Origin of the sequence: Flavobacterium sp. UW10123 (genome assembly GCF_040538975.1) — a bacterium.
Lineage (GTDB): Bacteria > Bacteroidota > Bacteroidia > Flavobacteriales > Flavobacteriaceae > Flavobacterium.
This window is the reverse complement of record NZ_JBEWQE010000021.1, coordinates 36,948-50,287: the sequence shown is the minus strand read 5'-3', so window position 1 is coordinate 50,287 and position 13,340 is coordinate 36,948. Positions and strand designations below refer to the sequence as shown.

Below are 13,340 nucleotides of genomic sequence, written 5' to 3'. Positions count from 1 at the left end.
TCTATGAAAAATAAACTGGCATTTGTATTTCTATTATTTTCTATGATTGTTTCGGCACAAAACGAAACGACAGGAAAAATTAATACAGTTATAATGTCTAAATATGAGTTGGGCTATGTATTGCATAAACCAGCAAATACAAAAGACAAAAAGCCTTTAATAGTTTTTATTTCTGGAGATGGAGAAAAAGGAACTGATCTTGAGAAGTGAAGATTCACGGTCCTTTGAAATATTTAAAAACGCATCAATTAGATGCTTATGTTCTCGCTCCACAATGTAAAGAAGATGAAAATTGGGATATAGAATCAATTTATCAGCTGATTGTGAAAATTCAGAAAGAGAATAAAATTGATTCAGAAAGAATTTATGTTACTGGTTTGAGCTCAGGAGGTTGGGCTTCTTGGAATTTGGCTTTTGCACATCCGGATCTATTTGCCGCAAATGTACCTGTCGCTGGCTTTGTAGATTTGATTCAGTTAGAAAAAGCATGTGAAATAGCCAATATTCCAACCAGAATTTTTCATGGATTGCTAGATGATGTGGTAAATGTGAATTACGCAATCACAATTTACAAAGAGTTGAAAAAATGCAATGCTAAAGATGTGAAGCTAACCATTTTTGATGATGCAGGACATGATAGCTGGACAAAAGTATATGATAATCAAGAGATCTACGACTGGATGTTACAGCAAAGAAAAACGAATACAAACAAATAAATAGAATAGAATGAAAAACAAATTAGTCTTACTTTTTTTAGGATGCGCTGTTTTGGGTTATGCTCAAAAAAAGCCAGCTAAAAATACAGTGAAAATTAAACCAAAGTCTGAATTTGTGGCGGAATTAATGTCAAAAATGACTTTAGACGAGAAATTGGGTCAGTTAAACTTGCCAACATCTGGTGATATTACCACAGGGCAGGCAAACAGCTCAAATGTGGCAAAAAATATTGCTGAAGGAAAAGTGGGCGGTTTGTTCAACATTAAATCAGTTCAAAAAATCAAAGAAGTACAGAAAATTGCGGTTGAAAAAAGCCGTTTAAAAATTCCTTTGCTTTTTGGTATGGACGTAATTCACGGTTACGAAACAACATTCCCAATTCCGCTAGGATTATCTTGTACTTGGGATATGGGCTTAATTGAAAGAAGTGCTCAAATTGCAGCAAAAGAAGCTAGTGCAGATGGTATCAACTGGACATTCTCTCCAATGGTTGATATTTCTCGTGATCCAAGATGGGGAAGAGTTTCTGAAGGTTCAGGAGAAGATCCGTACTTAGGAAGCCAAATCGCAAAAGCAATGGTAAACGGTTACCAACAGCACGATCTTTCTAAAAACAATTCAATTTTAGCTTGTGTTAAACACTTCGCATTATATGGAGCTCCAGAAGGCGGACGTGATTATAACACAGTTGATATGAGCCATATCAGAATGTTTAATGATTATTTTCCTCCTTACAAAGCTGCAGTTGATGCAGGTGTAGGTTCGGTTATGGCTTCTTTCAACGAAGTTGACGGAATTCCAGCAACAGGAAATAAATGGTTAATGACAGATGTTTTAAGAAAACAATGGGGCTTCAAAGGATTCGTAGTAACAGATTTTACAGGTATTCCTGAAATGATTCCTCACGGAATGGGAGATTTACAGCAAGTTTCTGCTTTAGCATTAAATGCTGGTGTTGAAATGGATATGGTTGGAGAAGGTTTCTTAGGAACTTTGAAAAAATCTTTAGACGAAGGAAAAGTAAAAATCGAAACAATCGATAACGCTGTAAAACTTATTTTAGAAGCAAAATATGATTTAGGTTTATTCCAAGATCCATATAAGTATTGTGACGAGAAGAGAGCGAAAACTGAAATCTTTACAACAGATAGCAGAAAAGAAGCACGTGATATTGCAGCTCAATCTTTAGTTTTATTAAAAAACCAAAATCAGTTATTGCCTCTAAAAAAATCTGGAACAATTGGTTTAATCGGACCATTGGCAGATGCTAAAGAAAATATGCCAGGAACTTGGAGTGTGGCTACAAAAATGGAAAATGCCGTTTCATTATTGAGAGGTATTAAAGAAGTTGCTGGGGCAGGAACAAAAGTTTTATATGCAAAAGGAAGCAACTTAGATTATGATGAAACTTTTGAAACGAACGCAACAATGTTCGGTAAAACATTACACCGTGATGCTCGTACAAAAGAAGAGTTATTAGCAGAAGCTTTAAAAGTAGCTGATCAGTCAGATGTTATTGTTGCAGCTTTAGGAGAATCTGCAGAAATGAGTGGAGAATCTAGCAGCCGTACAAACTTAGAAATTCCACAAGCGCAAAAAGATTTATTAAACGCTTTATTAAAAACAGGAAAGCCAGTTGTTTTGGTTTTATTTGACGGGCGTCCGTTAGTAATTACTGACGAAGAAAAAACAGTTCCAGCAATTTTGAATGCTTGGTTTGCTGGTACAGAAGCAGGTTATGCTATTGCTGATGTGTTATTTGGAGATGTAAATCCTTCAGGAAAATTAACTTCAACTTTCCCAAGAAGCGTTGGACAATTGCCAATTTACTACGCACACAAAAATACAGGAAGACCACTTTCTAACACAGAAGGTAAATTCGAAAAATTCAGATCAAATTATATTGACGAAAGAAACGAACCTTTATTCCCATTCGGATTTGGTTTAAGCTATACCACTTTTGATTATTCAAACTTGAAAATTTCTTCTGATAAAATGAATGCTTCAGGGAAATTAAAAGTGACAGTTGATGTAACAAACACTGGAAATTTCGACGGAAAAGAAACAGTTCAGTTATATATTAGAGATTTAGTTGGTTCAGTAACAAGACCAGTTAGAGAATTAAAAGGTTTCCAAAAAATAGCACTTAAAAAAGGTGAAAAACAAACAGTAAGTTTTGATATTACTGTCGAAGATTTAAAATTTTATAACTCTGATTTACAATTCGTAGCAGAGCCTGGGCAGTTTGATATCTTCATTGGAGGAAATTCAAATGCCGATAAGAAAGTTAGTTTTGAGTTAACTAAATAGTTGGTTTATTTGATTAGTGAAAAGCCCTTCTTTTGGAGGGCTTTTTTTCTAAAACGAAAAACCTTTTTTGTAATTTTTTAACTACGTTATTATGAATAAAATCAAAATAGTTAGTGCCGTTTGCCTTATTGCTTTTTCATATTGCAATGCGCAAAAAAATGCCATTGTAGCACATCGCGGTGCATGGAAAAAAAGCAATCTTCCAGAAAACTCAATTGCATCTTTAAGACATGCAATCAATTTAAAATTGCCAGGTTCTGAGTTTGATGTTTGGAGAACAGCAGACGATTCGCTTGTAATCAATCATGATGCACATTATAACAAACTGCTTATCGAAGAAACGAATTATGCAGATTTGATAAAATTTAAACTTTCTAACGGGGAAAAGCTTCCAACCCTTCATGAGTATATTTCAGAGGGAATGCGAAATAATAAACATACGCTTTTGGTATGTGAAATTAAACCGTCAGAAATCAGTAAAGAAAGAGGACAAAAAACGGGTGTAGCAGCAGTCGAAACCATAAAAAAATTAAAAGCCGATAAAAACACCTGCTACATCAGTTTTGATTATGATATTCTAAAGAAAATTAGAGAAATAGATTCTAAAACCTCTCTGCAATATTTAGAAGGCAATAAATCGCCAAAAGAAGTTAAAGCAGATAAAATTAACGGCGTCGATTATCATTATTCAGTATTTCAAAAACACCCAGAATGGATCCAAGAAGCTAAAGACAATAAAGTGATCTTAAATGCTTGGACTGTTAATGATGCTAAAGATATGGATTGGATTATTGAACATAAATTCAATTACATTACTACAAACGAACCCGAACTTTTAAAGGAAAGAAAAGAGATTAAAAAATAGTCTTTAAAACTTAACTTAAGAAAATCTAACTATGAAGAAATTATATAAAAAACTAACGCCAATTGTATTGTTTTCGATGCTTTTCGGAAACAATCTTTTGGCGCAAAATTCTGGTAAAACAGAATGGTTTGATCCTAGCAGACCCGCTACAACCTATTGTAATCCAATAAATATTGGGTACAATTTTACGACTCATAATCACAACGGAATTCCAGAATCACGCCGTTCAAGTGCCGATCCTGTAATTATTACTTATAAAGGTGAGTATTATTTATTTGCTACCAATCAGGCAGGTTTCTTTTGGAGTAAAGACATGTCAGATTGGAATTTTGTTTACGGAAGTTTCCAAAGACAGCCAGGCGATGACGATCAATGCGCTCCTGCAGCTTGGGTTGTAAATGATACATTATTTTATGTGGGTTCAACTTGGAAAAGAGATCACCCAATTTGGAAGACAGCAGATCCAAAATCAGGAAGATGGACACGCCACGTAGACAAAGCAATGTTGCCAACTTGGGATCCTGCGATTTTTCAAGATGATGACAAAAAAGTATATATGTACTACGGTTCAAGCGGAAAATTACCACTTGTTGGAGTAGAAGTTGATTATAATACTTGGCTTCCAAAAGGAAATCAGGCTGATTATGCAACATTATATAAAGCGACAGAAGTAGAGGATATTCAGAAACCTTACGGACAAATTAAAGAAGTTGCCATTTTAGATCCTTCAGCTCACGGATGGGAGCGTTTTGGACCAAATAACGATATGGAACCAGCGCCTTGGGGTAACTTTATTGAAGGTGCTTGGATGACGAAACACAACGGAAAATACTATATGCAGTATGGTGCACCAGCAACAGAATTTAAAGGTTATGCAAATGGTGTTCATGTAGGAGACAATCCGTTAGGGCCTTTTACGTACCAAAAACATAATCCAATGTCTTATAAACCAGGCGGATTTGTAATTGGAGCTGGACACGGAAATACTTTTGCTGATAATTACGGAAATTACTGGAATACTGGAACTTGTAAAATTTCTATTAAAGATCGTTTTGAGCGCCGTATTGATATGTTTCCAGCAGGATTCGACAAAGATGATGTAATGTATTCTATCACCGCTTATGGAGATTTTCCGATTGTATTGCCAACAGGCCAACGCGATCAAACTAAAGGTGCAGCTTCAGAATGGATGTTACTTTCGTATAAAAAGCCTGTAACAGTTTCTTCTTCTGAGGAATGTATGGAAGTTGAAACACACAGAATGGATCATGGTGGTAAAAAAGTGTATGAGAAGTTCTGTTACGGAGCTGAAAATCTTACAGATGAAAACATTCAAACCTATTGGTCTGCTAAAACAAGCAATCCTGGCGAATGGCTTCAAATGGATTTAGGAAGACAAATGGAAATAAATGCTTTGCAGATTAACTACGCAGATCATAAAGCGACACAGTTTAATAAAGCAATGGATATTTATTATCAATATAAAATTTTCATGTCTGATGATGCCCAAAATTGGACTTTGGTGGTTGATAAATCTAAAAATGATAAAGATGCTCCGCATGATTATGTAGAATTGACAAAGCCATTTAAAGCACGTTATATTAAAATGGAAAATATTCACAACGCTTCTGGCTTATTTGCAATTTCAGATTTCAGAGTTTTCGGAAATGGATTGGCAGCAAAACCTAAAGCCGTTGCTTCTTTTAAAGTCGATAGAAATAAAGCTGACTCAAGAAACGCTATGATTTCATGGAAAAAACAGACCGATGCAATTGGTTACAACATTTATTACGGAATTACTCCTGATAAATTATACAACAGTATTATGGTTTATGGTGACAATACATACGATTTTAGAGGTTTGGATAAAGGCACAAAATATTATTTCACTATTGAGCCTTTTAATGAAAATGGGATTGGGACAAAAAATAAGATTATTGAAGTAAAGTAGCTATCTACCGCTTATTTTATGGTTTTGTATTGAAACCGCCTCATTTTGAGGCGGTTTTTTTATGTTTTGACAATTGATAACTGTTAAAAAAATAAATGTAAAATATTTATTGTAAAAAAAATTGTACGTTTATGATAAAATAAGATTTTACTTATAATTTTAAAAGTTTTTCTATGAGCAAAGTAAAAATATATGGCAATCCCAATCCTGTGATAGGGATAAAAGAATATTACTCTATACATGATTTTTTTGGCAGTTCTGCTCCATCAAAATTCATTGAGCCATTGGAAAATATACCTGACGAAAATATCAAATGGAGTATTTGGATATTATTGGGAAATACATGGACAAAAATGACTAAAAACAGTAAGACAGGTGCAACAGTAGACTATACATTTACCCAAACCAGCCTTAAACGCAAAGGAATCAGGATGCTTGTTGATGCCAACGGCGAAAAAGCAGTTTTGGATATAAAAACCAAAAATAATTCAGAAAGCAAAATACTGCATATCGAAATTCTTGATAATCTAGGAAAAAAGCCCACGAAATTATTTAGCTATGGCGAAACCATTACAGCTCGCGTGCATTGCCTTAATATGGAAAAATTTCGCATAAATGTTACTTTATGGGAGAATGACGGAGGCAAAAAAGACCTTTCCGACATTGTCATGGACACAAAAGAAGCTAATGTATTGCAAGGGAAAGCCGATGTAGAATTTACTTTTGATCCTAGTAAAGTATGGCTTGCCAATGCAAAATCGGCACCTGGTGAGTCAAACGAAGGCGCATTTCATGAATATTATGTAACGGCTGAGTTTTACAAAAAAGTTTCAAAACCTACCCAAGATGTTAATGTCATCAATCCGGATTATAAAGTAGATATACTTTCAAAAACTTCTGCTTCTAAACCATCTGAAACAGAAACCAAAAAAACATCTCCCAGAGAACAAAAAGGCGCTTCTAAAAAAGAAACTAGAGGAATAGCAAAAAAAGATGAAAAAGCTCATGATTATCATGAGCAGAAAGTTGATGTACAGCCTACTATTGTTTTCAATCCAAACCAAGAGTTTATTAATAGTTTGATGATGGTTGATGTTGGGGATTCTGTGTGGCATCAGAAAAAAGGTATTTGTACCTGTAAAGAAAATAATTTCTACTGGAGCAATAAATTAACTTGTGACGAGCGCAAAAAAGTACTCGAAGTATGTGCAAAACTTTGGGGAGAAGATAAAAAGAAAGACAAAGCAAGTGAACTAATGGCAATTATGCATCTTGAAACGGGTAAAAAAGACATGTTTAAGCCTTATGCCGATAATGGAGCTGACTATTCTGGTTTAATACAATTTAGCGATGCTTCGGCTAAAAAATTAGGAACTACAAGAGCTGAACTAAAGAAGATGACTTTTATAAAGCAAATGGATTATGTTCATGATTATTTTGCTTCAAAGAAAGAAATATCAAACATGGTAGACTTGTATTTGCATGTTTTAAAACCTAATGCTGTAGGAAATGGAAATAATCCTGATTATATTCTCTTTGACGAAAGTATTTCAGTGCCGGATGGCGATGGAAGCCAAACAAGCGCTAAGCAAAGGGGGATTAATATTGGTATTGAGCCTTGGGTAACGAAATACGGCTATTCCTCAAATCCTTCATTTATGAAAGGCGAGGAACATACCCAACGAAAAAAGTGGGTTTACACCAGACAGCGTTTTGAAGACCGTTGGGGATTTATAAACGGAAAAACCACAGTTTCTGATGTTATTTTAGAATTAAAGGAAAAGCATTATGATCCTGGAGCAAAAGAGCTTTTTAAAGGTATCTGTGAAAATGCTGAAGAAGGAAGTGTTGATATCAGTGACAGAGCACCATGGATGGAAGTAGCTGTTAATGAAGCTAAAATTTATGGTGGCAAAAAACAAAATTTAATACAAGATAGAGTAACAATGTACCATAAAGAAGGCGCTAGCTATCTAGGTAAAAAAGATGCCTGGTGTTCATCATTTGCATGCTGGTGTCTTGAAAATAGTAATCCTGATTATCCTTCACCCCATTCACCAGGATCTAGATCATTTATTAATAATAAAACGGTTGAAAAATGTGAAGTATTTTACGGTGCAATAGCTACATTTTCTGATTGTAATAAAAATGGTATTGTTGAAAGCTCGGGACATGTAACTTTTGTTTATGGAAAAATAAATGGCACAGATAATTATGCTGTGTTAGGAGGAAACCAAAATAATATGATTAAAGTTTCATCGTATGACTGTAGTGGAAACGTTTTCCACAGTCATTATAGTGCCAAGAAAAAAAGAGACGTATATAAAAAATTTATGGGTTTTTTCAAGCCTAAGGGATATGAAATAAAAACAACTGAAAAATTAACGGCATCAGATGTGTATTCAAATCCTGACGAAGCAAATAAATCAATAGGATTAAGTTCAATTAAAACTGTTAAAGGGGAGAAAGATGATTAAAAATGAAAAAAGTAAATTAACCAAACTAGGAATATTAATTTTTGTTTTGATTTATGGCTGTGCTAAAAAAAAAGAAGAAAATATTCAAATTGAAAATAAAATTAATAAAGAGACTATGTTATATAATGATAATAACGATAAGATAAAATCAATTTTAATAAAGCAGGTTGATTCTGGAAGTGATGAAGTCTATGGTAGTTTTCAAGATTACAATAAAGATGATCTAGACGCTCTTGTTATAGTTGCGCAATCCATTTTGAAATCAAGTGGATACAAAATAGTAGATAACAAGAATTTTAATGATATTGTAAAAAAAGTATTTGGAAGAATAATTGATGATCATTCCATAAATGAATATTTAAAGATTGAAACATTTGCTGAAAATAAATGCGATAAAAGTTTGCAATACTACCCTTATACTACTGATGCACAATACTTATATGTCGTAAAAGGTAAATTCATTACAAACTTTTACCCTCTTCCAACAATAATTGATTATTTAAAACTGTTTCCTGATGTTTCAAAATTTGAAAAAGAGGACATCATTATTGAAGATAAGATAGAGAATGTAAAAACAAAAGCTTCTCAATGGAAAGATGATTTACAATATTTAGCTCAAACAAGAGAAAAAAATATCCAGATACTTATAAATCGCAACAAATATCTATTCAATGATAACAAAGCAAGTTTGGTATGGCTAAAGTTTAACGATCAAGAATTTTTAGAATCACTTGTAAAAGTTTTTGGTTACGTTCAAGATAAAGATTTATTAAAATGGGTTTTGGACAGAAGTCTAAAAGAGGATAAATCTAAAGAAGAGGAATTTTATAAAATACTAGTCACAAAAACCTGTGATAACAAATATATTTTCCATAAAGAGGTTTTTGACATAATGTCCCAGGCTGATGCCAAAAACAAAGAAAATTATCTTAATTTTTTAATAGGAAGGATAGATCTGCCAAAAATTGAGGGGCTTAATTTTAGCGAAGACACAAGAATTAAAGCTTTGTATTGTTATTATGCTACAAAAATTGATAGAAATTATATGTTTTCCTTTTTCCCAAAATTGAATGATGAGAAATTTGAGGAAGAATTCAAAAGAAACAACTACTACAATATCCCTGATTTTAAAAAATTATTCGAGGATACTAAAAATGGGGGTATTGGTTTGCCTATGTAAAAGCTATGCTTACTACTTTTCAATTATTAGAGTCTTCTAACGAAAATGGGATTGGAACAAAAAATAAGATTATTGAAGTAAAATAATTTTTATTTATAGAATACGTAAAAGCTCCGATTGCAAATTGAAGAATTTGTAATTGGAGTTTTTTTTTGAGAAAAGGTTGAGAAAATGACTTTAAAAATGTCAATAATTTTGTTCCTTTGTGAATATGCCATTGGCATGCTAAACTCCAAATTACTACAAAAACTATGAAAAAAACGATTCTTTTAACTGCTTTAGTTTTAAACGGATTGACATCTTTTGCACAGACAAATGATGAAAAAAACATCAAATTATTTTACAAAAAAGCCTTAACCGAGTCAAAATGCTATACTTGGCTTGAATACTTGTCAAATGATATCGGAGCTCGTTTGTCTGGATCTAAAGGTGCAGAACAAGCTGTTGACTATACTAAAAGGCAATTAGAAAGCTTAGGGCTTGATAAAGTATATTTGCAAGAAGTTATGGTACCACATTGGGTTCGTGGAGAAAAAGAAACAGCTTATATTCTTGACGGAAAAGTAAAAACCAATGTGCCAATTTGTGCATTAGGAGGTTCAGTAGCAACTCCAAAAACTGGTCTTACAGCAGAAATAATTGAAGTTCAAGGAATAAAAGAATTGACTGAACTTGGAGCAGATAAAGTAAAAGGGAAAATTGTTTTCTATAATAGACCAATGAATCCTGAAAACATTGAAACTTTTACTTCTTACGGAGCTTGTGTTGATCAAAGATATGCAGGAGCAAAAGAAGCTGCAAAATTAGGAGCAGTAGGAACAATTGTTCGCTCTATGAATTTGCGTTTAGATGATTTTCCTCATACAGGAGCTCAGAGTTATGGTGATTTGCCAAAAGAACAATATATCCCGACAGCTGCTATCAGTACAAATGGAGCTGAATTGTTGAGCAAATCTTTAAAAGTAAATCCAACTTTAAAATTTTACTTTAAACAATCTTGTGAGACTTTACCTGATGCATTGTCTTACAACGTAATTGGTGAATTAACAGGAACTGTAACTCCAGAAAATATTATGGTTGTTGGAGGGCATTTAGATTCTTGGGATTTAGCTGATGGTTCTCACGATGATGGGGCAGGAGTAGTGCAGAGTATGGAAGTTATTCGTATTTTAAAAAACTTAAACTACAAACCTAAAAACACTATTCGTGTTGTATTGTTCATGAATGAAGAAAATGGCGGAAAAGGTGGAGCTAAATACGAAGAAGTTTCAAAACAAAACAAAGAGAACCATATTTTTGCTTTAGAAAGTGATTCAGGAGGATTTTCTCCAAGAGGATTTTCAATTGAAGCTGATGATACTAATTTGAAAAAAATCCAAGGTTATAAAGATCTTTTTGAGCCTTATTTAGTACACAGTTTCACAATTGGCCACGCAGGTTCAGATATTAGCCATTTGACTTCTCAAGCAATTGTTAAAGCAGGTTTAAAACCAGATTCTCAGCGTTATTTTGATTATCATCACGCTGCAAATGATAAATTTGATGCAATCAACAAAAGAGAATTAGAACTTGGAGCAGCAACAATGACTACATTAATGTATTTATTAGACCAAAACGGAATCGAGACTAAAAAAGCAAATTAAGATTTATTTTGAAGCTGTTTTTTAATTTAATCACTATCTTATTTGTAACAGTCGGATTTGGACAGCATAAATCTGAAGATGACTCTGGGAAATTATATATAAGCGAAAAAAAATATTCGATATTATTTCCTTATAACTGGCACCTTCAACAATCAGATTCTTTGCAAATGAAATTTACGCTTTTAAGCGAAAAAAGTTCGACAGATGACAATTTTATTGAAAATGTAGGTTTACGGATTTCTGATCTTGGATATTCAGGAGTTAAAGCAAAAACAGTAAAAAAGATAATTGATAAAAGATTCGGAGTAAGCAGCGAAATTATTTCTAATCGAAAGGTTGTAAAAAACGGTTTACAGGGACAAGAAATTGTTTACAAGCAATTAATGAGTAATGGTGCTTTCGGTACCATTTTGCAATACTATTTTATTAAAGATAGAGATTTATACATACTTACTTTTTGCAGTAAAAGTGAAGAATACTTGTCTTATATGCCCGTTTTTCAATACATGTATGAGAATTTTGATATAAGATAAAACAGAATGTTTTTATTAAGAAAAACAGCAATCGATATCAGATTGCTGTTTTTTTTTGATAATTAGTATCGATTGAGATTACAATTTCATTACAATCAAATAAAATATAAAGGTGAGAGGAATATTAGAAAGTAAGGTTAGAATTTTGATTCCTATATCTCTTCGCTGTTCTGGAAGATGAATAAACCGGTCGGCTAAATGTACAAACATAATTGCATTTACAATTATTGCGCCCAATGCAAATGGCCACGCAATAACCAAAACCATAGAATTTGCATTTGAAACAATATAAAGGATAAACAGAATTGTACTGATTATGAAAGTGCCAACAGCCAATTCAATAGATTGTTTTTCTTCAAAAGAGTTATGAATTGTTTTCATGATTTTAAATTTTAAAAGTTTGCTGAATAGTTTGAATGGGCATAAAAAGCATTTTTGAAAAATCGAGATAATGAAATGCATTTGCCTTTTTACCTCTTTTAAATTGCTGAATGAAATAGTTTATACGTTTTGGATAAAAAATAGTTCCAGTTGCTATTACCATAAATAGATACAAGCTTTTTTTCCCGTTTCCAAGCAAATAATACTGCATGCCAATTTCTTCATAAACCGAAACTCCAGTATTAGTCAAAACATGGATAATATCATGATCTTCGAGTTTTTCCTGAATGTCAAAATGATTTTTATAAAGAAAATTTCCTAGACCAAATCCTAAGCTTTCTTCGGGATAATTCATTAATAAGCTTTTGTCAATATTCCAAGGCTCATTCTTCTTAAAATATTTTTGATAGGGTTTTTTAGAACATTCATACAGTTTTTCAATCAAATAATCTCTCATGGTTTGGTTTTTAAAAGTTCTTTGAATCTCAAAGTTAGTTAACAAATAAAAAAGCTAGAATGAATTAAGGCTAGCTTTTTAAGATATTAATAAGTATCTACGACTGTTTTCAATATAGTAGAATCGGCCAGGTCAGAAGGAGCAACGACTTTTTCTTCTAATGGAATATTGTTACCGTAACGCTCTTTTAGTATTTTCTGAACCCTCGGATCTTGCAAATTGAAATCTTTCAATTCTCTAAGTTTAGACAATTCGATTCCTGCAGCATTTTTATATATCTTCCAGATCAATTCAGAACAATAGATTCTATTGTCTGTCCATTCAAAATAAGCATCATATTCTTTACCATCAAACTGCTGGCTGTAATCTTTCATTTTTTGTAAAATCTGCGGATTCAAAGTGTTTTCATCTTTTAATCTTTTTACCACATATTGGCTATTTTTTCCATGCTTAATCCAATCTTCAAGCGGAGTAAGTTTTACAGGCTGAACGGCTTCAAAAACAAACCAATTTCCGTTAATATCGTAAATAATACCACAATGTGAGAATTTAGAATTTGTTGCAATTCGAACCGCTTCACATTGTTTAGATTCTGAGGTCTGAAAAATAAGATCACCATCTTTAAACTTGCTCGCTGTTGTTTTTTCTTTTTCTTCTTTGTTTCCTGTAAATGGATTATTTGGGAAAACTTTTATGGCAACAAATAGTGCACAGCCAAAGCTTATGATAAAAGTAATGATCGGGAATAGATATTTTTTGAATTTCATAAAGTATAATTTAAAGTACTTTGAGTTGCAAAGTAAATGATAAAAAAAATAGCCACCAA

At 32.8% G+C, this 13,340-nt stretch carries 12 protein-coding genes; 9 read left to right on the top strand and 3 right to left on the bottom strand.

Going from position 1 to position 13,340, the window contains the following annotated elements:
* Positions 1–3: 3 nt before the first annotated feature.
* The 9 genes from ABXT06_RS20675 (at position 4) to ABXT06_RS20635 (ending at position 11,676) form a co-directional block, all read left to right on the top strand.
* Positions 4–210: a hypothetical protein gene (locus ABXT06_RS20675; RefSeq protein WP_354592432.1), complete on the top strand. Its 207-nt coding sequence runs from the start codon at positions 4–6 to the stop codon at positions 208–210.
* 14 nt (positions 211–224) lie between these two features.
* Positions 225–716: a carboxylesterase family protein gene (locus ABXT06_RS20670; protein WP_354592431.1), complete on the top strand. Its 492-nt coding sequence runs from the start codon at positions 225–227 to the stop codon at positions 714–716.
* A gap of 10 nt (positions 717–726) precedes the next feature.
* Complete coding sequence (gene bglX, locus ABXT06_RS20665) at positions 727–3,027, top strand: beta-glucosidase BglX (protein WP_354592430.1); 2,301 nt, start codon at positions 727–729, stop codon at positions 3,025–3,027.
* Between the two features lie 91 nt (positions 3,028–3,118).
* Positions 3,119–3,892: a glycerophosphodiester phosphodiesterase family protein gene (locus ABXT06_RS20660; protein WP_354592429.1), complete on the top strand. Its 774-nt coding sequence runs from the start codon at positions 3,119–3,121 to the stop codon at positions 3,890–3,892.
* Between the two features lie 31 nt (positions 3,893–3,923).
* Positions 3,924–5,843, top strand: coding sequence for a discoidin domain-containing protein (locus ABXT06_RS20655; RefSeq protein ID WP_354592428.1), 1,920 nt, complete (start codon positions 3,924–3,926; stop codon positions 5,841–5,843).
* Between the two features lie 173 nt (positions 5,844–6,016).
* On the top strand, positions 6,017–8,320 hold the full coding sequence (locus ABXT06_RS20650) for a C40 family peptidase (protein WP_354592427.1): 2,304 nt from the start codon (positions 6,017–6,019) through the stop codon (positions 8,318–8,320).
* The gene (locus ABXT06_RS20645; protein WP_354592426.1) at positions 8,313–9,500 is read left to right on the top strand and encodes a hypothetical protein; all 1,188 of its coding nucleotides are present in this window, start codon (positions 8,313–8,315) and stop codon (positions 9,498–9,500) included. Before ABXT06_RS20650 ends, ABXT06_RS20645 begins: the two co-directional genes overlap by 8 nt.
* Before the next feature lie 251 nt (positions 9,501–9,751).
* A complete protein-coding gene (locus tag ABXT06_RS20640) occupies positions 9,752–11,143 on the top strand; it encodes a M20/M25/M40 family metallo-hydrolase (RefSeq protein ID WP_354592425.1) in 1,392 nt (463 codons plus the stop codon).
* An 8-nt stretch (positions 11,144–11,151) separates the two neighbouring features.
* Complete coding sequence (locus ABXT06_RS20635; protein WP_354592424.1) at positions 11,152–11,676, top strand: PsbP-related protein; 525 nt, start codon at positions 11,152–11,154, stop codon at positions 11,674–11,676.
* Positions 11,677–11,754: 78 nt separating this feature from the next.
* On the opposite strand, the gene ABXT06_RS20630 is transcribed toward ABXT06_RS20635, so the two are convergent.
* The 3 genes from ABXT06_RS20630 to ABXT06_RS20620 all read right to left on the bottom strand — a co-directional run bounded on the left by ABXT06_RS20630 (position 11,755) and on the right by ABXT06_RS20620 (position 13,281).
* Positions 11,755–12,057, bottom strand: coding sequence for a hypothetical protein (locus tag ABXT06_RS20630; protein WP_354592423.1), 303 nt, complete (start codon positions 12,055–12,057; stop codon positions 11,755–11,757).
* Between the two features lie 4 nt (positions 12,058–12,061).
* Positions 12,062–12,514, bottom strand: a complete 453-nt coding sequence (locus tag ABXT06_RS20625; RefSeq protein ID WP_354592422.1) for a hypothetical protein — start codon at positions 12,512–12,514, stop codon at positions 12,062–12,064.
* Between the two features lie 86 nt (positions 12,515–12,600).
* Positions 12,601–13,281 carry a YiiX family permuted papain-like enzyme gene (locus ABXT06_RS20620; protein ID WP_354592421.1) on the bottom strand — a complete coding sequence of 227 codons (681 nt, stop codon included), beginning with the start codon at positions 13,279–13,281 and terminating at the stop codon, positions 12,601–12,603.
* Between the last annotated feature and the right edge of the window lie 59 nt (positions 13,282–13,340).